The sequence below is a fragment of the Rhizobium anhuiense bv. trifolii genome, from assembly GCF_024346605.1.
Classification (GTDB): domain Bacteria; phylum Pseudomonadota; class Alphaproteobacteria; order Rhizobiales; family Rhizobiaceae; genus Rhizobium; species Rhizobium anhuiense.
Genome location: NZ_CP098803.1, coordinates 328,910 through 353,026, shown reverse-complemented (window position 1 = coordinate 353,026; position 24,117 = coordinate 328,910). Strand labels below are relative to the sequence as shown.

General features: G+C 62.3%; 20 protein-coding genes. 9 read left to right on the top strand and 11 right to left on the bottom strand.

Translation table 11 applies throughout. The features are described 5' to 3' along the window. Positions 1–38 precede the first annotated feature (38 nt). The 3 genes from NE851_RS10250 to NE851_RS10240 form a co-directional block, all read right to left on the bottom strand. Complete coding sequence (locus tag NE851_RS10250) at positions 39–1,583, bottom strand: hypothetical protein (protein WP_254960189.1); 1,545 nt, start codon at positions 1,581–1,583, stop codon at positions 39–41. Between the two features lie 226 nt (positions 1,584–1,809). Continuing rightward, positions 1,810–2,436, bottom strand: a complete 627-nt coding sequence (locus tag NE851_RS10245) for a ribonuclease D (RefSeq protein WP_028757150.1) — start codon at positions 2,434–2,436, stop codon at positions 1,810–1,812. Positions 2,437–2,690: 254 nt separating this feature from the next. Beyond that, complete coding sequence (locus NE851_RS10240; protein WP_028757151.1) at positions 2,691–3,500, bottom strand: MerR family transcriptional regulator; 810 nt, start codon at positions 3,498–3,500, stop codon at positions 2,691–2,693. A gap of 170 nt (positions 3,501–3,670) precedes the next feature. On the opposite strand from NE851_RS10240, the gene NE851_RS10235 reads away from it, so the two are divergent. Together NE851_RS10235 and NE851_RS10230 are read left to right on the top strand one after the other, a co-directional pair. After that, positions 3,671–4,951: a 4-aminobutyrate--2-oxoglutarate transaminase gene (locus tag NE851_RS10235; protein ID WP_028757152.1), complete on the top strand. Its 1,281-nt coding sequence runs from the start codon at positions 3,671–3,673 to the stop codon at positions 4,949–4,951. Positions 4,952–5,017: 66 nt separating this feature from the next. Next, entirely contained in the window at positions 5,018–6,499 is a 1,482-nt protein-coding gene (locus NE851_RS10230) for an NAD-dependent succinate-semialdehyde dehydrogenase (RefSeq protein ID WP_047619844.1), read from the top strand. Positions 6,500–6,556: 57 nt separating this feature from the next. On the opposite strand, the gene NE851_RS10225 is transcribed toward NE851_RS10230, so the two are convergent. Continuing rightward, positions 6,557–6,766, bottom strand: coding sequence for a SlyX family protein (locus tag NE851_RS10225; RefSeq protein WP_028757154.1), 210 nt, complete (start codon positions 6,764–6,766; stop codon positions 6,557–6,559). 180 nt (positions 6,767–6,946) lie between these two features. On the opposite strand from NE851_RS10225, the gene uxaC reads away from it, so the two are divergent. Both uxaC and NE851_RS10215 read left to right on the top strand, forming a co-directional pair. Continuing rightward, positions 6,947–8,362, top strand: a complete 1,416-nt coding sequence (uxaC, locus tag NE851_RS10220) for a glucuronate isomerase (RefSeq protein ID WP_029868032.1) — start codon at positions 6,947–6,949, stop codon at positions 8,360–8,362. Beyond that, the gene (locus tag NE851_RS10215; protein ID WP_047619818.1) at positions 8,359–9,816 is read left to right on the top strand and encodes a mannitol dehydrogenase family protein; all 1,458 of its coding nucleotides are present in this window, start codon (positions 8,359–8,361) and stop codon (positions 9,814–9,816) included. Before uxaC ends, NE851_RS10215 begins: the two co-directional genes overlap by 4 nt. A 9-nt stretch (positions 9,817–9,825) precedes the next feature. Here the strand turns inward: NE851_RS10215 and NE851_RS10210 are convergent, their stop codons facing one another. From NE851_RS10210 to NE851_RS10180, 7 genes are all read right to left on the bottom strand, one after another. Beyond that, entirely contained in the window at positions 9,826–12,276 is a 2,451-nt protein-coding gene (locus tag NE851_RS10210) for a GcvT family protein (RefSeq protein ID WP_028757927.1), read from the bottom strand. Continuing rightward, positions 12,277–13,152, bottom strand: coding sequence for a phosphotransferase (locus NE851_RS10205; protein WP_183845621.1), 876 nt, complete (start codon positions 13,150–13,152; stop codon positions 12,277–12,279). A gap of 63 nt (positions 13,153–13,215) precedes the next feature. Further along, entirely contained in the window at positions 13,216–14,292 is a 1,077-nt protein-coding gene (locus tag NE851_RS10200; protein ID WP_029868036.1) for an ABC transporter ATP-binding protein, read from the bottom strand. 25 nt (positions 14,293–14,317) lie between these two features. Continuing rightward, positions 14,318–15,415 carry a Gfo/Idh/MocA family protein gene (locus NE851_RS10195; RefSeq protein ID WP_028757924.1) on the bottom strand — a complete coding sequence of 366 codons (1,098 nt, stop codon included), beginning with the start codon at positions 15,413–15,415 and terminating at the stop codon, positions 14,318–14,320. Beyond that, positions 15,415–16,302 (bottom strand): carbohydrate ABC transporter permease, encoded by an 888-nt coding sequence (locus NE851_RS10190; protein ID WP_028757923.1) that lies wholly within the window; start codon positions 16,300–16,302, stop codon positions 15,415–15,417. The genes NE851_RS10195 and NE851_RS10190 overlap by 1 nt, the downstream gene beginning before the upstream one ends. Next, positions 16,295–17,254 carry a carbohydrate ABC transporter permease gene (locus NE851_RS10185; protein ID WP_028758429.1) on the bottom strand — a complete coding sequence of 320 codons (960 nt, stop codon included), beginning with the start codon at positions 17,252–17,254 and terminating at the stop codon, positions 16,295–16,297. Before NE851_RS10185 ends, NE851_RS10190 begins: the two co-directional genes overlap by 8 nt. 6 nt (positions 17,255–17,260) lie before the next feature. Next, positions 17,261–18,547, bottom strand: a complete 1,287-nt coding sequence (locus NE851_RS10180) for an ABC transporter substrate-binding protein (RefSeq protein WP_029733086.1) — start codon at positions 18,545–18,547, stop codon at positions 17,261–17,263. A gap of 251 nt (positions 18,548–18,798) precedes the next feature. Here NE851_RS10180 and NE851_RS10175 point away from each other — a divergent pair, with 251 nt between their 5' ends. From NE851_RS10175 to NE851_RS10155, 5 genes are all read left to right on the top strand, one after another. Then, positions 18,799–19,476 (top strand): TetR/AcrR family transcriptional regulator, encoded by a 678-nt coding sequence (locus tag NE851_RS10175; protein WP_127431870.1) that lies wholly within the window; start codon positions 18,799–18,801, stop codon positions 19,474–19,476. 131 nt (positions 19,477–19,607) lie between these two features. Continuing rightward, positions 19,608–20,756 (top strand): Gfo/Idh/MocA family protein, encoded by a 1,149-nt coding sequence (locus NE851_RS10170; RefSeq protein WP_029733084.1) that lies wholly within the window; start codon positions 19,608–19,610, stop codon positions 20,754–20,756. A 3-nt stretch (positions 20,757–20,759) separates the two neighbouring features. Further along, positions 20,760–21,923, top strand: a complete 1,164-nt coding sequence (locus NE851_RS10165; protein WP_183906590.1) for a dihydrodipicolinate synthase family protein — start codon at positions 20,760–20,762, stop codon at positions 21,921–21,923. Positions 21,924–21,952: 29 nt separating this feature from the next. Beyond that, positions 21,953–22,783, top strand: coding sequence for a sugar phosphate isomerase/epimerase family protein (locus NE851_RS10160; RefSeq protein WP_029733083.1), 831 nt, complete (start codon positions 21,953–21,955; stop codon positions 22,781–22,783). A 42-nt stretch (positions 22,784–22,825) separates the two neighbouring features. Continuing rightward, positions 22,826–24,103 (top strand): Gfo/Idh/MocA family protein, encoded by a 1,278-nt coding sequence (locus tag NE851_RS10155; protein ID WP_028758435.1) that lies wholly within the window; start codon positions 22,826–22,828, stop codon positions 24,101–24,103. The last annotated feature ends 14 nt before the right edge of the window (positions 24,104–24,117 follow it).

Here is a 24,117-nt window from a genome sequence, read left to right as displayed (position 1 = left end):
CGATCCGGCGGGTTCTTCATTTTCAGGCGATAGAAATCTTATTCCCAGCCGACCATGCGCTGATAGAGCGCATAGACCGGGTCGGCAGCCGTGCCTGCCTGATAAACGGACGGCTCGGCATCGATCATCCTTGGCGTTCTTCGCCCGGGCGCTGCCTCGGTTTCTTCGGCATCAGGCTCGGCATCCTCGCCACCGGACTGCGCCTGCTGCTGATCCTCGGACGCGTCGTCGCGATGGTGCTGATGCTGGTGATGCGTTTCGCCTGCCGTCTCGTTCGGTGGCGTATCCTTGGCGAACTGGTAAGGCAGCTGGGCATAGGCAAACCCCTCCGGCATCTTTGCCGCCAGCGGCATATAGGAAGCCTCGACGGTCTCGGACATCGGGATGATTTGCGGTTGCGCGGAGATTTCTTTCGGCTGACGGGCGACCGCGACCGCGCTCTCGATATCCATCTGCGAGGGGTGGAGCGCTGCGGATTGGCGAGCATCGGGAGCGACGAATTCGGCCGGCTGCCGGGTCAAGGTCTCGGTCGCATCGCTGATCACGGCGTCATCGAGGATCGTATCGATCTCCACCGCCGCCTCGACGGGGACATCCTCCAGCAGGGCTTCGACGTCCTGCTCGCGGATGATGGTGGCGATCATCTCGGAGGCTTCTCCGGTCATGGAGGCGACAATGCCTGTCCAGTTCTTCGGAATGACAGGATCGACTTTTTCCGATGTCGCGTGGGGTTGGATGGCAGGCGGCGCCGGCGTTTCCTGCGCGTCGTCGGCCGCTGCGGCATTCGTCGACAGCGGTTGCCGGTCTTCGATCTCCTGCGGCGCCGATTTTTTCGGTGCTACCTCGCTTGTCGTCGCCGGGGCGGACTGAGCCCGGTTTGCAGCCTGCGGCGTTTCCGGATCGGCAGCTTCCACAGCTTCGGCGATGACCGCTTCCTCGGCAGTCGCCGAAGTTGCGGCCTCGATCAGCGGATCGGCTTGCACAGGCGCCTTTTCCGCAGGCTGGCGCATGGCGGCAGGCAGGCTGTCCTCATGCAGCTGGATCTCGGGACGGGTTTCGGCGCGCATCGGCGAAGCGTCGTTCTGGCCATAAGAGCGGACGACGGCGCGGGCGGCGAGGTCGCGATCCTTGTAGCGGATGATTTCCAGATAGGCGACGATGCGGGCTGCTTCCGGGCCTGCCGGGTTCTTCAGGGCTTCGGCGATCATCCGCAACGGCAGGCTATGGCCCTCATCGGTCAGCTGGCGCTCGACCTCGTCGATCCTGACAGCCGGCAGCCGCCGGATGGCATCGGCAAGCCGGGAGGCAAAGGCAAGATTGGTCTCGTCCTCGCCGCGATCCAGCGAGATCGAGCGGCCTGCCGCATCGATGACATCGAAAAGCGCTTCGACCATACGCTCGCGCGCGGCCAGAAGCAGAATATTGAGCTTGCCGGCAATGGCGGAATTGAGATCAGCCGCTTCGACGGCGTTGACAGGCGCGGGGGCAATCACTGAACGACCGAGACCACCGGCGACGATCGCCGCAGTCTGGCCTTGGGACGAAAAGCTTGCATTGGACGCTGCACGAACGGGAGTCAACATGGCATGCTCCTTTCGCAAAGTGACGATGAAAGCAGGCTCTATAAAAGGACCGCGCTCATCCGGTCCCCTTGCATCCCAGCAGATCCTCCTGTCCGCATGACGCATTCTCGCGTCATCGAATGCATAAATATTAACTGGAATTTTAGGAAAGAGGCGTTAACGAATCGATAACGGCCGCAGGCAAACATGCCCACGGTCCTTGGTCACCTGTCGAAGAATGAATCGCTCAGCTATGAGCGAAGATATCGGCCTCTTCCCAGCCGAGCAGGTCGAGCTTGGCGCGGGTCGGCAGGAATGCGAAGCAGGCCGTCGCATGGTCGAAGCGGCCGTCGCGGATCAGGCGTTCCGTCAGCTTGTCGCGCAACGCGTGCAGATAAAGCACATCGGAAGCGGCATATTCGAGCTGGGCCGGGGACAGCGTCGCGGCCGCCCAATCGGAAGATTGCTGCGTCTTGGAGATATCGACGTCGAGCATCTCCTTGAGATTGTCCTTGAGGCCGTGGCGATCCGTATAGGTCCGGCTCAGGCGCGAGGCGATCTTGGTGCAGAAAACCGGGTTCGTCGTGACGCCGAAAGTATGGAATAGCACGGCAATATCGAAACGGCCGTAATGAAAGATCTTCTGATGGGTGGGGTCTTCGAGCAGAGCGACGAGATTGGGAGCCTGCTTCTGGCCGGCAGCAATACGGATAACGTCGGCAGTGCCGTCACCCGGCGAAAGCTGGACGACGCAGAGCCGATCGCGGCGCGGCACCAGGCCGAGCGTTTCGGTGTCGATCGCGACCGCGCCAGTGTAGCGGGCGGCATCGGCCGCGGAAATATCGCCTTCGTGATAACGTATGGTAGCCGCCATGAGACAATCTTTCGTTCGAATGCATCCTCTACAGCGCGGTGCGTCTTTTCAGACGCGCAAAGGACGCTGTAGCGCTTTGAATGGCTGTATAATTTATCCTTAAATCCATGCCGATTTAAGCAATTATGCAGCAGCGCTATAGCGCAAAGGTGCAGAATGCGAAACCGCTTTCCTGCCGCAGAGCCCTCCCGTCCTCTCGGACGCGCAAAGGACGCTCTACTCTTTTGATCTTCAATCTCCGCTTCGTGCAGCGGTCAGAATGTCGGCGGCGTGTTGATCCAGAGAATCACGGTTTCACCATCATGGCGATTACGCCAAGAATGGTAACGTCGGCTTTCGAAATAAAGTGAATCGCCCTGGCCAAGATCGAAGAACTGATCGCTGTCGAGCACCAGTTCCAGCCGGCCGGACAGGACATGCATGAATTCTTCGCCCTCGTGGCGATAGGCGCCTTCGCTGGCGGCACCGGGCGCCAGCACGAAACGATGGCAGTCCATCATCCTGCGGCCTTCGGCGAGGAGCTGCACCGTGACGCCGGGCGTCGTTTCCGGCCATGTCCGCCATTCGCCGGCGCGCACCAGCGTCGGCACGTCCGCGCGCTCCTCGCCCGAGAGGCGCGAGACGGTGGTGCCGTAATATTCGGCGAGATCGTGCAGCGTCTTGAAGCTCACGCCCTGCGAGGTGCGCTCCAGCGTCGAGAGCGTCGACGCGGTGACGCCGATGTCGCCGGCGACCTGATCGAGCGTCTTGCCGCTCGCATGGCGCAGGCTGCGCAGCTTGCGGCCGATGCCGGAATCCTGGCTCGCCTCGGCGCCATCGGCGGAAGGTTCCTCGCTCTCCAGCGCCTCCCGGATTGCCGCGGGATTGAGGCCACGTTCGACACGATACCAGGAGATGCGCTTCAGCCGCGCCACATCGTCGGCGCTGTATTGCCGATGGCCGGTTTGCGAACGGCCGGGAACCAGCAGACCCTGGCTTTCCCAGAGGCGCAAGGTCGAGGCCGAAACGCCCGCCAGCCGCGCGGCCTCCGCCACCTTGTAGCGCACAGGTCCGTTGTCACCCATCCGAAATATCCCTGATTCCAATCGCCCGCGAGCATTCATCAAAAGGCGTGATGTTTGAAGCAAAAAATCCCACTTGTTTTCTTGCAGGAAAAATGTAGGAGTTTTCTACATGTCTTGCAGAATTTATGCAAGATAGTTCTCAAGCCCCTTTTCAGCGCAGGAGCGCATCGATGACCGCGACAAGCCTTACGGACCGGAAGAACGCAGCCATTTCACGCGGCGTCGGCATGACGACCCAGATCTATGCCGATCGTGCAGAGAACGCCGAGATCTGGGACAAGGAAGGCCACCGCTACATCGATTTCGCCGCCGGCATCGCCGTTCTCAACACCGGCCACCGCCATCCCCGGGTCATCGCCGCGGTCAAGGACCAGCTCGACCGCTTCACCCATACCTGCCATCAGGTGGTGCCTTACGAAAGCTACGTGCATCTCGCCGAACGGCTGAACGCACTGGTGCCGGGCAACTTCGAGAAGAAGACGATCTTTGTCACGACGGGGGCCGAAGCGGTCGAGAACGCCGTCAAGATCGCACGTGCGGCAACCGGCCGCTCGGCGGTCATCGCCTTTGGCGGCGGCTTCCACGGCCGCACCTTCATGGGCATGGCGCTGACCGGCAAGGTCGTGCCCTACAAGGTCGGTTTCGGCGCGATGCCGGGCGATGTCTTCCACGTTCCCTTTCCGGTCGAGCTGCACGGCGTCACGGTCGACCAGTCGCTGGCAGCCCTGAAGAAACTCTTCGCCGCCGATGTCGATCCGCAGCGCGTCGCGGCCATCATCATCGAGCCGGTCCAGGGTGAAGGCGGTTTCTACCCGGCGCCCGGTGCCTTCATGAAGGCGCTGCGCGAACTCTGCGACCAACACGGCATCCTGTTGATCGCCGATGAGGTGCAGACCGGTTTTGCCCGCACCGGCAGGATGTTCGCGATGGATCACCACGAGGTGGCGCCCGACCTGACGACGATGGCAAAGAGCCTGGCCGGCGGATTTCCGCTCGCCGCCGTCACCGGCCGCGCCGCGATCATGGATGCGCCGGGGCCGGGCGGGCTTGGCGGCACATATGGCGGCAATCCGCTGGGGATCGCAGCCGCCCATGCCGTGCTCGACGTCATCAAGGACGAAGATCTCTGCAACCGCGCCAACCAGCTCGGAGGCCGGCTGAAGCAGCGACTGGAATCGCTGCGCGATACGGTGCCCGAGATCGTCGATATCCGCGGGCCGGGCTTCATGAACGCCGTCGAATTCAATGACCGGACGACGGGATTGCCGAGTGCTGATTTCGCCAACCGGGTGCGGCTGATCGCGCTCGACAAGGGGCTGATCCTGCTCACCTGCGGCACCCACGGAAACGTCATCCGCTTCCTGGCGCCGATCACCATCCAGGACGAAATCCTCGGCGAGGCGCTCGACATTCTCGAGGCCTCGATACTGGAAGCGAGCGCGGCCAGCTAAGCGCACCGGAACCGGATTTCAATGGCTGCCGGCCACCGGCAGCCGCACTCCCCAGGAGGATATGACATGGCTTTCACCACTGCACTGACCAGGCACGTTCCCTTCTCCTCGCCCTTGCTGCGCGATGCCGGCTATATCAACGGCGTCTGGACATCAGGCGATGCCACGAAGACTTTCGACGTGCTCAACCCGGCAACCGGCGAGTTGCTCGCTTCGCTGCCCGATATGGGTGCGGGCGAGACGCGGACGGCGATCGATGCAGCGCATGCCGCCCAACCGACCTGGGCTGCCCGCCCAGCCAAAGAGCGCAGCGCGCTCCTGCGCAAATGGTTCGACCTGATGGTCGCCAATGCCGACGAGCTCGCGGCGATCCTGACCGCCGAGATGGGCAAGCCGTTCCCGGAAGCGCGCGGCGAGATCCTTTATGCCGCGGCCTATATCGAATGGTATGCGGAAGAGGCCAAGCGCATCTACGGCGAGACGATTCCCGCGCCTTCCCAAGACAAGCGCATGATCGTCATCAGGCAGCCGGTCGGCGTCGTCGGCACGATCACGCCGTGGAATTTCCCGGCGGCGATGATTGCCCGCAAGATCGCGCCGGCACTTGCCGTCGGCTGCACCGCGGTGTCGAAGCCCGCCGAACAGACGCCGCTGACGGCGATCGCCCTTGCCGTGCTCGCCGAGCAGGCCGGTATTCCCCCAGGCGTCTTCAACGTCATCGTCGGCGTCGACGGCCCGGCGATCGGCCGCGAGCTCTGCGGCAATGAAAAGGTGCGCAAGATCAGCTTCACCGGCTCGACGGAAGTCGGCCGCATCCTGATGCGGCAGTGTGCCGACCAGATCAAGAAGGTGAGCCTGGAGCTCGGCGGCAACGCGCCGTTCATCGTCTTCGACGATGCCGACCTCGACGCCGCCGTCGAGGGCGCGATCGCCTCCAAATACCGCAATGCAGGTCAGACCTGCGTCTGCGCCAACCGCCTCTACGTCCAGTCGAACGTCTATGACGCCTTTGCGGCCAAGCTCGCCGCCAAGGTCGCCGAGATGCCGGTCGGCGACGGCTTCGAGCCGGGTGTCTTGATCGGGCCGCTGATCGACGAGCAGGGCCTTGCCAAGGTGGAAGACCATGTCAGCGACGCGCTTGCCAAGGGCGCCAAGGTGCTGATCGGCGGCAAGCGCATCGACGGCGCCGGCACGTTCTTTGCGCCGACGGTGCTGACCGGTGTGGCGCGCGGCATGAAGGTGGCGCGCGAGGAAACCTTCGGGCCGGTGGCGCCGCTCTTCCGTTTCGAGACGGTCGAGGATGTTATCGCCCAGGCCAATGATACGGAATTCGGTCTTGCCGCCTATTTCTATGCCGGTGACCTGAAGAAGGTCTGGCGGGTGGCGGAAGCGCTGGAATACGGCATGATCGGCATCAATACCGGCCTGATGTCGTCGGAGACGGCGCCCTTTGGCGGCATCAAGCAATCCGGCCTCGGCCGCGAAGGCTCGCGTCACGGCGCCGACGATTATCTGGAAATGAAATATCTCTGCATCGGCGGCGTCTGATCCGGGTCATCTACGATACAAGAAGCACTGGGACACGCGGCATTCAGCCGCGTGTCGTCAATAATGCGGCGGACGGGTGATACCAGGAGCTTCCAGCGACTGCTCCTCCAGCGACAGGAAGCGTTCGGTCAACCGGTCGAGCTTGGTGCGCATCTGCTCCACCGTCTTCCATTGCTCGGCGAGCTGATCGGAAAGCTCTTCGATCGTCTTTGCCTGGTAGGCCAGCATTTCTTCCAGCCGGGTGATGCGGTTCGTCTCGTCGGACATCGATCCTCCTTTGCCGAAACCGGCAGAACAGATGGTTCTCCCAAAGCGGAAATAGGCCACCTCGTCAATGCTTTCCATGCCCAATGCAGCCATGCGCAAAACTGAACCGTTTGGTTACTAAAAGACCTTGCCGTGCCTGATGTTGTGGGGTAGGCCCTTATCCACCAGGGAGGAATACTGATGGATGCAGGGAACGGCTTTCTTCATCCGGACCGGCTTTTTCCGGCTGATCCGGCAACACGGACCATCGCGCGAGACCTCTACGAGACAGTGCGCAACCTTCCGATCGTCAGCCCGCACGGGCATACCGAACCCTCCTGGTTTGCCGACGACAAGCCCTTCGAAGACGCGGCCTCGCTGCTGGTCATTCCCGATCACTATCTCTTCCGGATGCTGCACAGCGTCGGCGTCACTTTGGACGAACTCGGCGTGCCGCGGCTCGACGGCAAGCCGGTGGCTGAGGGGCGGGCGATCTGGCGGAGCTTTGCCGCGCATTACCATCTCTTCCGCGGGACGCCTTCCAGCATCTGGGTCGATCATGCGATGTCGGCCGTGCTCGGCTGCACCGAGCCGCTGACACCAGACAATGCCGATGCGCTCTACGACCATATCAATGCTCAGCTTGCTCTTCCTGAATTCCGCCCGCGGGCGCTGCATCAGCGATTCGGCATCGAAACGATCGCGACGACCGAAGGCGCGCTCGACCCGCTGGCGCATCACCAGAAGATGGCGGCGGACGGCTGGATCGGCAAGGTGCGCACCACCTACAGGCCGGACAGCATCACCGATCCCGACGCCGTCGGCTTCCGCGACAATCTCGTCAAGTTCGGAGAGATCACCGGCGCCGACGTAACGCGCTGGGACGGCCTGGTCGAGGCGCATCGCCGCCGGCGCGCCTATTTCCGCCAGTTCGGCGCCACCGCGACCGACCATGGCGTGCCCACCGCCTTTACCGCGGATCTGCCGCTTGCGGAAAAACAGGCGCTGCTCGACAAGGCCTTGAAGGGACCGCTTTCGCCTGCAGACGCCGAACTCTTCCGCGGCCTGATGATGACGGAGATGGCCGGGCTTTCGGCCGAAGACGGCATGGTGATGCAGATCCATGCCGGCTCCCGACGCAATACCGACAGCGGGCTTTTTGCGGCGCGCGGCCCCAATATGGGCGCTGATATCCCGACACGCACGGACTGGGTCGGCGGCCTGAATGCGCTGCTTTCCAAATACGGCCATGCGCCGGGGCTCAGGGTGCTGCTCTTCACGCTCGACGAGACGACCTATGCGCGCGAGATGGCGCCGATGGTCGGCCATTGGCCCTGCCTGATGATCGGCCCGCCCTGGTGGTTCCACGACAGCCCGAACGGCATAAGGCGCTATCTCGACCAGGTCGTCGAGACGGCAGGCTTTGCCAATATGGCGGGTTTCAACGATGATACGCGCGCGCTGTTGTCGATCCCAGCGCGGCATGATGTGTGGCGCCGCGAAGTCTGCCGCTTCCTCGCCCAGCTCGCCGCCGAGCACCGGATTTCCAAACGGGACGCCGAGATCGTCGCGGGCGAACTCTCCTATGGCAATGCGAAGAAGGCCTACAAGCTGTGAGCGAACGACTGCAGACCCTTTCCGGCCTCGCCCCGACGGCGAAGCTTCCCGCCTATGACCGCAGCCGGCTGAAGAGCGGCATCCTGCATCTCGGGCCGGGCGCATTCTTCCGCGCGCATTTCGCGCCCTTCACGGATGATGCGCTCTCGGCCGCGGGCGGTGACTGGGGCATCGAAGTGGCAAGCCTGCGCACGCCTGACGTCGCGGATAATCTGACTGCCCAGAATGGCCTCTATACGATGCTGATCCGCGATACGTCAGGCACGACGGCGCAGGTGATCGGGCCGATCCTGAAGGCGCATGTGGCGCCGCGCGATCCGGCCGGCCTGCTGGCGCGGCTCGAAGACCCTGATATCCGCATCGTCAGCATGACGGTGACGGAAAAGGCCTATGGCTTCGATCCTGCGACGGGTGGCCTCGACCTGAAGCATCCCGATATTGTCGCCGACCTTGCCAACCGGCATGCGCCGCGGGGCGTCATCGGCTATCTCGTCGAAGGCCTGGCACGCCGGCGGAAGAAGGGCATAGCGCCCTTTACGCCGCTGAGCTGCGACAACCTGCCGAGCAACGGCGCCGTGCTGAAACGCCTCGTGCTGGAATTCACCTCCCGCATCGATCCCGACCTGCATCGCTGGATCGAAGCGAATGTACCCTTCCCCTCCACGATGGTCGACCGTATCACGCCGGCCAGCACGGACGCGACCTATGCCGATGCAGAGCGGCTGACGGGCCGCACGGATATGGCGGCGATCGAGACCGAACCCTTTACGCAATGGGTCATCGAAGACCATTTCGCCAATGGCCGGCCGGCCTGGGAAAAGGTGCACGGTGCGCTGATGGTCGAAGATGTCTCCGCCTACGAGAAGATGAAGCTGCGGATGCTGAACGGCGCGCATTCGCTGCTCGCCTATCTCGGTTATATCGGCGGCTATGAATTCATCCGCGACGTGATGGACGATGCCGGCCTGGCGGCCCTCGCCTACCGCCACATGCATGCGGCTGCGAGAACGCTCGACGCTGTGCCCGGTATCGATCTCGATGCCTACGCCAATGAATTGATAGCCCGCTTTGCAAACAAGGCGATCGCCCATCGCACCTATCAGATCGCCATGGACGGCACGCAGAAACTGCCGCAGCGGCTGCTGGAACCGGCATGCGAGGCGCTTTCGCATGGCGACCGGGCGGAGACCTATGCGATCGCCGTTGCGGCGTGGATGCGCTATGCGATCGGCGAACACGGCAACGGCGAGCGCTACGAGTTGCGCGATCCCCGTGCGGCTGAGATCGCCGCCCTCATCGCCGATGTCCCGCGCACCGGTCTGGCGATTTCGGCGGCACTCTTCACCCTTCCTGGACTTTTCCCGGCGGCTTTGACAGGACACCGGGCGTGGACGCAGGATGTCTCCGACAAGCTGGAGATTCTGATCCAGGACGATAGGTTGCCGCTGTTCTAGACTCCCCCGCTACGCCTTGATACGCGCCATATCGGGATCGTAGAGCGGCGACAGTGACACCTTGCAGGGGATACGCTCCCGCGCGACATCGAGCTCATAGGTGCCGGAGAGGACGAAATCCTCGGTCACCCCCTCGGGGCTGCGGACATAGCCATAGCCGATCGGCTTGCCCAGCGTGTAGCCGAAGCCGCCGCTCGAAAGCCAGCCGACGCGCTTGCCGTCGCGATATATCGTTTCACGGCCGAGCAACACGGTATCGGCATTTTCGGGAACAAAGCAGGCAAGGCGCTTGTTCACCCCGCCTGCAAGCTGCCGTTCGATCGCTTCGCGGCCGCGGAAGGGAATGGCCTTGCGCATCTTCACCGCCCAACCGAGACCGGCTTCAACAGGCGTATGGTCGGGACCGATATCCGATCCCCAGGCGCGATAGCCCTTTTCCAGGCGGCAGCTCTCGATGGCGCGGTAGCCGGCATTGACCAGGCCGAATTCGCCACCTGATGCCATCAGCACGTCATAGACCGTCGTCGCATATTCAACGGGAATATGCAGCTCGTAACCAAGCTCGCCGACATAGGTGATGCGCAGCGCCCGCACCGGGCAGCCTGATATGCCGATGGTCCTGACCCGGCCGAAGGGGAAGGCCGCATTCGAGACGTCGCTGCCCGTCACCTTTTCCAGCACGGCGCGCGAATTCGGTCCCATTAGCGACAGCACCGAATAGGCTGACGTGACGTCGACCAGCTCGGCATGCATCTTTGCCGGTATATTGCGGGCGATCCAGTCGAAATCATGGGTAGCAAAACCGGTGCCGGTGACGATGTAATATTCGTTCTCGGCGATGCGGGCGACCGTCACGTCGCATTCAATGCCGCCCTTGTCGTTGAGCATCTGCGTGTAGATGAGCGATCCCACAGGCCTTTCGACATCGTTGGAAGCGATCCAGGAGAGCGCTGCCTCGGCATCCCTGCCCTTCAGCACGAATTTGGCAAAGGAGGTCTGGTCGAAGATGACGGCCGCTTCACGCACCGCCTTGTGCTCGCGGCCGACGGCGTCGAACCAGTTCTGCCTGGCATAACTGTAGACATCCTTCGGCTCCTCGTTGGCGAAGAGATCGGCAAACCAGTTCGGCCGCTCCCAGCCGAGCTTTTCGCCGAAACAGGCGCCCTGCGCCTTCAGCCGGTCGTAAAGCGGCGATTTGCGGCAGGGGCGGCCGCTCGAATGCTCCTCGAACGGCCAGGCCATGGTGTAATGTTTGCCATAGGCTTCGAGCGTGCGGGTGCGCACCCAGTCGGTATCGAAATGCGGACGGCCGAAGCGGCGGATATCGACCGGCCACAAATCATAGGGCGGTTCGCCCTTCGTCACCCATTCGGCAAGCGCCATGCCGGCGCCGCCGGCCGAGGCGATGCCGAAGGCGTTGAAGCCGGCGCCGACGAAGAAATTCTTCAGCTCCGGCGCCTCGCCGAGAATGAAGTTGCCATCCGGCGTGAAGCTTTCCGGGCCGTTCAGCAGCTGCTTGACGCCGACATTTTCCAGTGCCGGAACGCGGCCGAGCGCCTGTTCCATGATCTGCTCGAAATGATCGAAATTGCTGTCCAGCAGCGTGTAGTGGAAGCCGTCGGGGATGCCGTTTTGCGCCCAGGGAATGGGATTCGGCTCATAGCCGCCCATGACGATGCCGCCGACTTCTTCCTTGTAGTAGGTCAGGCGATCGGGATCGCGCAGGGTCGGCAGGTTGGAGGGCACGCCGAAGGATTCGGTGATGATGTATTGATGCTCGACGGAGACCAGCGGCACGTTGACGCCGAAGCGGGCGGCAAAGGCGCGCGTCCACTGGCCGGCGCAGACGACGACGCGCTCGCATTCGATGCGTCCCTCAGCGGTGACGACGGCGCGGATCCTTCCCTTGTCGATTTCCAGGTCGATGACTTCGGTGTCCTCGAAGATCGAAACGCCTGACATGCGGGCGCCTTTCGCCAGCGCCTGGGTGATGTCGGAGGGATTGGCCTGGCCGTCCGTGGGAAGGAAGGCGGCGCCGACGAGATCGTCCGTTGTCATCAGCGGCCAGAGATCGAATGCTTCCTGCGGCGTCAGCAATTGCATTTCGAGGCCGAAGGACTGGGCGGTGGTCGCCTGGCGCCGGACCTCGGTCCAGCGCTCCTCGTTGCAGGCAAGGCGCAGGCCGCCATTCATCTTCCAGCCGGTGCCGAGGCCGGTCTCCTCCTCCAGCCGCTTGTAGAGATCGACGGAATAACCGAGAAGCTGGGTGATGTTGGCGCTGGTGCGCAGCTGGCCGACGAGGCCGGCGGCATGGAAGGTGGTGCCCGAGGTGAGCTTCTTGCGCTCCAGCAGGACGGTATCGGTCCAGCCGAGCTTGCCGAGATGATAGGCTGTCGAACAGCCGATGATGCCGCCGCCGATGACCACGGCTTTCGCCGTCTTCGGTAATTCCCTCGTCATTTATTGATCCTGTTCAAAGGCTTGATAGGCGCGTTCGAAACGCGCGAGATTTTCGGCCGTATAGGCGGCATAGTCGAAATCGATGCTGGAATGGATTTCCGAAATCATGCTCCAGAGCGTCTCGCGCAGCAGCGAAGCGCATTTCATCGCGCCATAGCGCCTGCTGAGATCATCGGTCAGCGGCCGGTCGAAATAGGTCTCCAGCATCGTGTGTTCTGCCGTTTGCGGGAGCTCATTGTTGGAGGCCAATCCGCCGAGATCGAAAAGCGGCGTGTTGAAGCCGGCATAATCCCAGTCGATCAGCCAGAGCCGCTTGCCGTCGTCGAGAAAATTGGCGGCCAGCAGGTCGTTGTGGCCGAAGGCGATTTCGAAAGGCCCTGCCGCTTCTTCCAGCGCCTCAGCCCGGCCGACCAGCGCCGGCAGCAGAGGCAGATAGGCACTGCCCGCGGCCTTCAGATTGGCGGCGTAATCGCGGATGACGTGAAAGACCCAGAAGATCATCGCCTGGCCGCGGAAATGCCGGGCGATGTCGCGGTGGCAGGCGCGCACCAGCGGCACGACCCGGGCGAGCGTTTCCGGCCTCCTGATATCATCAGGCGAAAGCGCTCTCGCCTCGATATATTCGAGCACCAGAACGCCCGGCGAATGATGGATGACGGCAGGCGATATACCGGCGGCATGCGCCGCACGGCTTGCGGCAAGCTCGTTCTGCCGGCTGATGTGATGGATCGGGATATCGGTGCCGAGCCTGACGACGCAACGCGCGACGGCATCGCTGACCAGGTAGTTCCTGTTGGTGATGCCGCCTGCTATCGGCGAAATATCGATCGGGCCCTGCCAGATGCCAAGCGCATGAATCCTATCTTCAGGCGTCATGCTTATTCCCCTACAGCCCCTTCCGAAATGATGGGCAGAGGAGGATCCTATGTCAAGCAGCGCTTAGATCGTCTTGCCGGCGGCATCGAAGACGTGGCAGCGGGCCGGATCGAAGAAGGTCTTCACATTGGTGCCACGTTCCACCTTCTGCTGGCCATCAAGCGCGACAGTCAGAAGCTGGCTGTCCGGCGTCGTGGTGTAGAGCATGGTGGCGCCGCCCAGGTTTTCGACGAGATCGACATTGACGGTCGAGAGCGTGATAGCGCCTTCGGTCAGCGAAAGATGCTCGGGGCGGATGCCGAAGGTGACATCCTGTCCGACCGCGCCTTTCAACCGGCGCGGCAGATGGACGGAATTGCCGCAGACATGGATGCTGGTTTCGGTCTCACCGACCTGCTCGATGCGGGCCTTCAGGAAATTCATCTTCGGGCTGCCGATGAAACCGGCGACGAAGCGGTTGGCCGGGTTGTTGTAAAGATCGAGCGGCGCGCCGACCTGCTCGATGCGGCCGGAATTCAACACCACGATCTTGTCCGCCATCGTCATGGCTTCGACCTGGTCATGGGTGACATAGATCATCGTGTTGCCGAGGCTGCGGTGCAGGCGGGAGATTTCGACGCGCATCTGCACGCGCAGTTCGGCATCGAGGTTCGACAACGGCTCGTCGAACAGGAAAATACGCGGCTCGCGCACGATGGCGCGGCCGATCGCGACACGCTGACGCTGGCCGCCGGAGAGCGCCTTCGGCTTGCGCTCCAGGAGCTTCTCGATCTGCAGGATCTCGGCGGCCCGCTTCACTTTCGGCTGAATATCGGCCTTCTTGTAACCCGCCGTCTCCAGGCCGAAGGCGAGGTTCTTATAGACCGACATATGAGGATAGAGCGCGTAGGACTGGAAGACCATGGCGATGCCGCGCTTGGCCGGCGCCACTTCGTTCATGCGCTCGCTGTCGAGCAGCAACGCGCCGCCCGAGATCTCCTCGAGACCGGCGATCATGCGCAGAAGGGTCGATTTTCCGCAGCCCGAGGGGCCGACAAAAACGACGAATTCGCCGGGATCGATCGTCAGGTCGATGCCATGGATCACGTCCAGCGAGCCATAGCGCTTCTCGACCTTCTGAAGAACGACACTGGTTGCCATCTTCTCAAAACCTCTCTTTTGCCGGTTACTTCGTTCTTGCGCGCCAATCGGCGTATTTCGGACTGTCGGGACCGACCGGCAGCGGCACTTCAGCGCCGCTGTCGGAAGACTGGTAGATGGCGGTGACGAGTTCCAGCGCGCGGCGCGCGTCCGTCGTTGTCACCGGCAGCGGTCCTTGACCGCTGAGGAAGGCATGGAACTGGCCCATCTGGGTGGTGAAGCGCGGCGCGACCGGCTGCCAGTCGCCGACCACCCGGTCGATCTTTTCCTGCACGTCATCATTCGCGGCGATGATCTTCCAGGGATCCTTGCCTGGTGTGTAGGGCTCGTGGGTGCTTTCGAAAGTGACATTCTCGAAATGCAGCCTCAGCCGGCTCATCTGTTCCTGTGAACCCAGCGTGCAGGACAGCGAGACGAAGGCACCGTTTTCCATCAGCAGGCTGGCGGAGGCGCAATCCTCGACCTCGATATCGTTGACGCGGGTGGCGACGCGGCCGAAGACCCTTGCCGCCGGACCCATGAGATGCATCAGCATGTCGTGCAGATGCAGGGCATGGGTGACGAGCACACCGCCGAGTTCCGTCGCCCATTTGCCGCGCCAGGGCACGGCGTAATATTCCGGCTTGCGCAGCCAGAAGGTTTCGACCGAGGCCGTATAGGCTTTGCCGGCAATACCGGCGTCGATGATCCGCTTGGCCTTCTGGATACCGTCGCCATAGCGGTATTGGAAGATCGGCATCAGCACGCCTTTGGCGTTCCTTTCCGCTTCCATGATGGTATCGACGCCGGCAAGCGAACCGGTCAACGGCTTTTCGCAAACGACATGTTTACCGGCGGCGAGCGCGGCGACCACCTGCTCCAGATGGATGCCCGGCGGGGTGCAGATATCGATGATGTCGATCGTGTCGTCGGCGAGCAGCTCGGCGAAGGAGGTGGTACGCCGTTCGATGCCGAACTCGTCGCCGACGGCCGCCAGACGCTGTTCATTCAGGTCGCAGATTGCCGCGACCTTGAACTTGTCTGCATGCGGCAGATAACCCTCGACGATATGGGAGCGGCCGATACCGCAGCCGACAATCGCGACCGTCCTGATGCTCATCTCGTTCTTTCCCGTTGCCGCCATCAGCGCTTCATGCCCGTCGTGGCGATGCCCTCGATCAGAAGGCGCTGGAAGAACAGGAAGAAGAAGAAGACCGGCACCAGCGTCAGAGTCGACATGGCGAACAGGCCACCCCAATCCGATGCGCTGGTGGAATCCACGAAGGTGCGCAGGCCGAGCTGGATCGTATAGGTGTTCATGTCGTTCAGGTAGATCAGCGGACCGAAGAAATCGTCCCAGGTCCAGATGAAGGAGAAGATGGCGGCCGTCGCCAGCACCGGCAGCGACAGCGGCAGCATGATCTTCCAGTAGATGCGCCAGGCGCTGCAGCCATCCATCATCGCCGCCTCATCGAGTTCGCGCGGGATGCCGCGGAAGAACTGCACCATCAGGAAGATGAAGAAGGCATCGCTTGCCAGGAACTTCGGCACGACGAGCGGCAGGATGGTGTTCACCCAGCCGAGGTTGAGGAAGAGCACATATTGCGGGATCAGCGTCACGTGATAGGGGATCATCAGCGTGCCGAGCATGATCGCGAACCAGAAGTTCCGGCCGGCAAAACGCAGCCGCGCAAAGGCGAAGGCCGTCAGCGAACAGGCGATAACATTGCCGGTCACCACCAGCAGCGAGATGACGAGCGAATTCCAGAAGAACCGGCCAAAGCTGACATCGAGGCCGACCCAGCCGCGCGCATAGGAGGAGAGATCGATCGACGACGGGATAAGCGAGGTCGAGGAGAAGATCTCGTTTTCCGGTCTGACCGATGCCGAAACCATCCACAACAGCGGATAGAGCATGAGAAGTGACGCGGCGATCAGCAGGGCGTGGATGATGAGCGACCCCGGCAGGCTGCGTTTGTTGATATCCGATGGCGGCCTGGCCGCAGTGACGGAAGCGGTCATCTCAGTCATCGTAGTGCACCCAATAACGCGAGGTCAGGAAGGAGAAAGCGGTGAAGATCGCGATGATCACCACCAGGATCCAGGCAAGCGCCGAGGCATAGCCCATGCGGAAATTGCCGAAGGCTTCCTGATAGAGGTAGAGCGTGTAGAACAGCGTCGAGTTGATCGGGCCGCCCGTGCCGCCTGATATGATGAAGGCCGGCGTGAAGGCCTTGAAGGCTTCGATCGTCTGGACGACGGCATTGAAGAAGATCACCGGCGTCAGAAGCGGCAGGGTGATCTTGTAGAATTGCCGGAATTTCGAGGCGCCGTCGAGGCTGGCCGCCTCATACATGTCCTGCGGGATCTGGCGCAGGCCAGCCAGGAAAATAATCATCGGCGAGCCGAACTGCCAGACCGACAGTGCCACCAGCGTGTAGATCGAATAGTTCGGATGCGAGATCCAGCTCGGACCTTCGATGCCGAAATGCGAGAGCGCGGCATTGACGAGGCCATCGCTGGCGAAAAGCTGACGCCAGAGCACGGCGATCGCCACGCTGCCGCCCAGCAACGAGGGGAGATAGAAGATGGCGCGATAGATCGGCAACCCGCGCAGGCCGCGGTTCAGCGCCATGGCGACCAGCAAGGCGAAGGTCAGTTTGAACGGGACGGAGAAGACGACATAGGTCAAGGTGACGTGCATGGCGGCCGAAAATTTCGGATCCGCCGTGGCGATGCGCACGTAATTCGCTATTCCCACCCACCTCGGCGACTGCAGCATGTCGAAGTCGGTGAAGGAGAGGTAGAGCGAAATCAGGGCCGGCCCGAGCGTCAGCCCGAAAAAGCCGATGAGCCATGGAAGAAGGAAGAGATAGCCGGGAGCATTGGCGTTCCAGAGACGCCTGAAACGTCCTTCGGCCACGGCCCCCTGATATCTTTCCACATTTATGGCCCCTGCGGGCGTGCGCATCGCATTGCTCATACGGGATCAGCCTCGTGCGAGAATCTGCGTGATTTCGGTGACAAGCTGTTTGCCGCCATCGGCAGGAGATAGCTGTCCGAAGGCCACCTGCTCGGCGATGTTACGCAGCATCAGTTCGCCTTCACCGGCGCCGGCGGGCGGCGGCGGCGGCAATTTGCCGGCGAGATCGCCAAGGCCGCTGACATATTCCAGCGGAACCTTGCCGTTCTCATCGAGCTTCGCCGCGACGACCTCGCGCATGGCGCTCGATTCCGGAATGCCGCGTTCGACATCCAGGAGGACCGCTGCCTCGGGGTTCTTGACGAAGAAATTGACGTAGTCCACGGCCAGGTCGACCGCTTGCGACTGGGCCGAGACCGAGAAGAACATCGAAGGCTTGCGATAATGGCCACCCTTCGAATCCGCCTTGATCCGCATATAGTTGGTCAGCGCCAGCTTGTCCTTGTTCATTGCCTGATAGGCGACGAACTGGTTGGAATGGGCAAAACCGGCAGCCGACTTGCCGAGCGAGACCGTGTTGGTGTCGATATCGTTCTTGTCGAGAGCCTGGACATCGGCGGGAACGCAGGCGCCGGCCTCACGGAACTTGGCCCACATGTCGTACCATTCCGAGGCGTCGTCCACGCCGAAGGCGATCTTGCCGTCGGCGGTATAAAGCGCCTTGCCGCGCTGGCGCAGCCAGTTTTCGAACAGCGGTTCACCGCCGCTGCCGTCGGCCATGCCAAACATGCCCTTGCGTTTACCGGCCTTGGTGATCTCCGCACCCATGCGGGCGAACTCTTCCCAAGTGGTCGCCTGCGTCGGCAGATCGACGCCGGCTTCCTTGAAGGCGGTGGTGTTCAGGACCGTGGCGGCCGAATTCGCGCCGAGGCTGACGCCATAGAGATGGCCGTCGACGCTGCCGCCTTCGATCTGCGCCTTGTCGAAATCGTCGAGGTTGAGCTTGGCCGGCATATAGGATTCGAGCGGGGCAAGCGCGCCGCGCCGGGCATACTGAACGATATAGCGGTAATCCATCTGGATCACGTCGGGCGCGTTGCGACCGGCGACCTGGGTCGCAAGGCGCGGCCAGTAATCGCCCCAGCCGAGGAATTCGCCGGTGATCGACGTGCCCGAATTCTTAGACTGATAGAGCTGCGATACCTTGTTGGTACGATCTGCGCGCGGCTGCGAGCCCCACCACAGGAGACGCAAGCGCTTTTCCTGTGCCAAAGCGCTGGTTCCAAGCGCCGAGAGCGAAAGGAGCGTGGCCCCTCCCGCAACGAAATTACGTCTGCTTACACGTAGGGTCATTTTTTCCTCCTCCAAAGGGAAGCGCCTCCACACGCTTCCGAAACTAGTTACCCTTGCATAAATAACTAATTGGTTACAAGCTACGAGCAAAGCGGCAAGTGTGTCAAGCGGTGTCGGCCAGAGCGTGGTGCCGAAAAGTGTGAGCGGTTTCGGGCGACATCGTGCTCCGGCTGTTTGAGCCCTGCAAATTCGGTTTTTACAATTTCGCACCGAAGGCTTATGAGCGCAACATGCGAGACGGAGGTGGAGCGATGAACGACAGCGGGGAGAATGGGGAGAAGAAAAGGTCTCGACGCCCACCTCAGGAACGGACGACGCAGCGCGATCCGGAGCGGACGCGCGCCGCGATCCTTGAGGCGGCAACCCGGGAATTCGCCGAAAACGGCATGGGCGGGGCCCGCGTCGACGCAATCGCCGAACGCGCCGGCACCAACAAGCGCATGCTCTATCATTATTTCGGCGACAAGGAGCAGCTCTATCTCCGCGTGCTCGAAGAAGCTTATGTCGGCATCCGTACCGCCGAGCGCGCGCTTCATATCGGCGACCGCAGCCCGGAGGAGGGCATCGGCGAACTGGCGTTGTTCACCTGGCGTTATTTTCTCCAGCACCCGGAATTCCTCAGCCTGCTCGGCACAGAAAATCTGCATCGCGCCCGCTGGCTGCGCCAGTCCGTCCGGCTCAAGGAACTGCATTCGCATCTGATCGGCGAGCTTTCTCAAGTGCTCGAGCAGGGAAAGAAACAGGGTGTCTTCATCGAAACCGCCGATCCCCTGCATGTCTACCTGACAATCGCCTCACTCGGTTATTTCTACCTGTCGAACCAGTACACGCTTTCGACGATCTTCGGCCGCGACCTGATCGAGCCGACTCATCTCAATGCCTGGGAAAGGCATATCGTCCACGTCACGCTCGCCTCGATCAAGCGCTGAATTTCAAAAATCGGATTTGACGCTTGACAGCCGCGCCGCTCTTCTGCCATCAAGTAACTGTTTAGTTACCGGCTCGGGAGGGCCGGGCGACGATGCCCGCTCCCGCCGCAAAAGATTGCTGGGAGGATAAAATGGCACGCTTGGGGATCATCTTGCACGGCGTCACCGGCCGCATGGGTTACAATCAGCACCTGGTGCGCTCGATTCTCGCCTTCCGCGACCAGGGCGGCATCACATTGAAATCGGGCGAGAAACTCGAGATCGACCCGATCATCGTCGGCCGCAACGGCGCCAAGATGGAAGAGCTGGCGAAGAAGCACGGCATCAAGCGCTGGTCGACCGATCTCGACGCCGCGCTCGCCAATCCCGACGACACGATCTTCTTCGACGCCGGCACGACGTTGATGCGCGCCGAGCTGCTGTCCAAGGCGCTCGATGCCGGCAAGCACGTGTATTGCGAAAAGCCGATCTCCGACGACCTGCAAGTGGCGGTCGACCTTGCCCGCAAGGCGCGCCGCTCGGGCCTCAAGCACGGCGTCGTGCAGGACAAGCTTTTCCTGCCCGGCCTGCGCAAGCTGGCGCTGCTCAGGGATTCCGGCTTCTTCGGCAAGATCCTCTCGGTGCGCGGCGAATTCGGCTACTGGGTCTTCGAAGGCGATTGGGGCGTGCCCGCCCAGCGTCCGTCCTGGAACTACCGCAAGGGCGACGGCGGCGGCATCATTCTCGACATGCTCTGCCACTGGCGTTACGTGCTCGACAATCTGTTCGGCGAAGTGAAGGCCGTCTCCTGTCTTGGCGCGACGCATATTCCGCGCCGCATCGACGAACAGGGCAAGCCCTATGATTGCGATACGGATGATGCGGCCTATGCGACCTTCGAGCTCGAGGGCGGCGCGATCGCGCAGATCAATTCCTCCTGGGCGGTGCGCGTCCGTCGTGACGATCTCGTCACCTTCCAGGTCGACGGCACCCATGGTTCGGCCGTCGCCGGCCTGACGAAATGCTGGAGCCAACACCGCGTCAACACGCCGAAGCCGGTCTGGAACCCGGATCAACCGCAGACGATCGACTTCTACAAGACCTGGGACGAGGTTCCGGACACCCAGGCCTTCGACAACGGCTTCAAGGCGCAGTGGGAAATGTTCATCCGCCATGTCGTCGAAGATGCGCCGTGGCCCTATGGCCTGGAAGCCGGCGCCAAGGGCGTGCAGCTCGCCGAGCTCGGCCTGAAATCCTGGGCCGAACGCCGCTGGCTCGACGTTCCCGCACTGGAGCTCTGAACCGTGACGACGATCAATCTCCCCCTCGACGGCAAGATCGTCCCCTATACGCTGACCGGCACGCCGATCGCGGTCGCCAAGCGCGACGCCAAGGCCTTTCCGCGCATCGCCTTTGCCGCCGCTCATGTCGTTGCCGATCCGCTTGCCGACAACGATCCGTGGCTGACGCCGGCGATCGACTGGGAGCGGACGCTTGCCTTCCGCCACCGGCTCTGGGATCTCGGCCTCGGCGTTGCCGAGGCGATGGATACGGCGCAGCGCGGCATGGGCCTCGGCTGGCCGGAAGCGCGCGAGCTGATCCGCCGGGCGCTTGATGAAGCGGCCGGGCGCAAGGATGCGATGATTGCCTGCGGGGCCGGCACCGATCATCTGACGCCTGGCCCCGACGTCACCGTCGACACTATTCTCAGGGCCTATGAGGAGCAGATCGAAACGGTGGAGGCGGCCGGCGGCCGCATCATCCTGATGGCGAGCCGGGCACTTGCCGCCGCCGCCAAGGGGCCGGACGACTATGTCAGCGTCTACGACCGCATCCTCCGCCAGGTGAAAGACCCTGTCATCATCCATTGGCTCGGCGAAATGTTCGATCCGGCGCTCGAGGGGTATTGGGGCAATGGCGACCATCTGAAAGCCATGGAGACCTGCCTCGAGGTGATTAGGGCCCATGCCGACAAGGTCGACGGCATCAAGATCTCGCTGCTCTCCAAGGAGAAGGAAGTGGCGATGCGCCGCCAACTGCCGAAGGGCGTGCGCATGTATACAGGCGACGATTTCAACTATGCCGAACTGATCGCCGGCGACGAAGCGGGCCATTCCGACGCGCTGCTCGGTATTTTCGATGCGATCGCGCCGGCAGCTTCGGCGGCCCTCGAAGCGCTCGGCCGCAAGAGCAACCATGAATTCTTCGATCTGCTGGAGCCGACCGTACCGCTGTCGCGCCACATCTTCAAGGCGCCGACGCGCTTCTACAAGACCGGCGTCGTCTTCCTCGCCTATCTCAACGGTCTGCAGGATCATTTCGTCATGGTCGGCGGACAGCAGAGCACTCGCTCGCTGGCGCACCTGGCGGAGCTTTTCCGTCTCGCCGACAAAGCGCGGGTGCTGGCCGACCCCGAACTCGCCGCAAGCCGCATGCGCCAGGTGCTCGCCGTCCACGGCGTCAACTGAAGCGGGACACCGGCTGGGAGGAGAATGACATGCAGGTCGAAGGACTTTCGATCAATCTGGCGACGATCCGCGAGCAATGTGGCTTTGCCGAAGCCGTCGACATCTGCCTGAAACACGGCATCACCTCGATCGCGCCCTGGCGCGATCAGGTCGCCAAGGTCGGTCTTGACGAGGCGGTGCGCATCGTCAAATCGAACGGCATCAAGCTGACCGGGCTTTGCCGCGGCGGTTTCTTCCCGGCGGCAAATAATGCCGACTGGCAGAAAAATCTCGACGACAACAGGCGCGCCATCGACGAGGCGGCCGCATTTTCAGCCGACTGCCTCGTGCTCGTCGTCGGCGGCCTGCCGGGCAGTTCGAAGGATATCGTTGCGGCCCGTCAGATGGTGTTCGACGGCATTGCCGCCGTGCTGCCGCATGCGCAGGCGGCCGGCATGAAGCTCGCGATCGAACCGCTGCATCCGATGTATGCCGCCGACCGCGCCTGCGTGAACACGCTCGGTCAGGCGCTCGACATGTGCGAGCCGCTTGGCGAGGATGTCGGGGTGGCGATCGATGTCTACCATGTCTGGTGGGACCCCGATCTTGCCAACCAGATTGCTCGAGCGGGCCGCATGAAACGCATCTTTGCCCATCACATCTGCGACTGGCTGGTGCCGACCCGGGATATGCTGCTCGACCGCGGCATGATGGGCGATGGCGTGATCGACCTCAAAGGCATAAGACGAATGATCGAGGCCGCCGGCTTCTTCGGCGCGCAGGAGGTGGAGATCTTCTCGGCCGAGACCTGGTGGAAACGCCCGGCCGACGAGGTGATCGCCACCTGCGTCGAACGCTTCCGGAGCTGCTGCCAGATCTGATTTTCAATATTTGTTTCATCACGCATGCAGGAGGATCATTCGATGGAGAAACGCCGTTTTGCCCTGATCGGCACCGGGAACCGCGGCACCACCATGTGGGGCAAGGATCTGCTGGCCGGCTGGCGCGAACATGTCGACCTCACAGCCATCGTCGAGAAGAATTCGCTGCGCGGCGAGCGCGCCCGCAACATGATCGGCAGCAACGCGCCGCTCTATGACAATATCGATTCCATGCTCGTCGAGCAGAAGCCGGATCTGGTCATCGTCTGCACGCCCGACCATACGCATGACGATATCATTGTGCGGGCGCTGGAGTCCGGCATCGATGTCATCACCGAAAAGCCGATGACCACCTCGATCGAGAAAATTCGCCGGATTCTCGACGCAGAAAAGCGCACCGGCCGCCGGGTCGACGTCTCCTTCAATTATCGCTATGCGCCGACGGCCGCCAAGATCAAGGAACTGCTGAACGCCGGCGAGATCGGCCGGGTGACCTCAGTCGACTTCCACTGGTATCTCAACACCAAGCACGGCGCCGACTACTTCCGTCGCTGGCACGCCTATACGGAAAATTCCGGCAGCCTGTTCGTCCACAAGGCAACGCATCATTTCGATCTGCTGAACTGGTATCTCGACAGCGATCCGGAGTCCGTCACCTCGTTTGCCGACCTGCAGAATTACGGCCGCAAGGGCCCGTTCCGCGGGCCCCGCTGCAAGCTCTGTCCGCACACGCAGGAATGCGACTACTATCTCGATCTTGAAGCCGATCCCTTCCTCGACCAGCTCTACGAGGATCCCTCGAAGATCGACGGCTACTTCCGCGACGGCTGCGTCTTCCGCGAGGACATCGACATTCCCGATACGATGGTGGTGTCGCTCCGTTACCGCAACAACGTCCACGTCTCCTATTCGCTGAACACTTTCCAGCCGATCGAAGGCCATCACCTGGCCTTCAACGGCACCAAGGGGCGGATCGAGCTTCGCCAATACGAGGCCCAGCCCTGGGAAGAGCCGAAGCAGGACACGATTCTGCTGATCCGTAATTTCCCGAACGGCAAGGAGGCGGTGGAGCGCATCGTCGTTCCGCATTTCACCGGCGGCCATTACGGCGGCGACGACCGGATGCGCAACATGATCTTCAAGCCGGATATGGAAGACAGGCTCGCGCAGCGCGCCGGCACGCGGGCGGGCGCCATGTCCGTGCTTTGCGGTATTGCCGCGCTGACGAGCTCGCGCACCGGCAAGGTGGTCGACATCGCCGAGCTGATGCCTGAGCTTGCCAATGACGGTTCGCCGAATTCGCTGAGGTCGTCACGCTGACGCCTGCTGTGTAA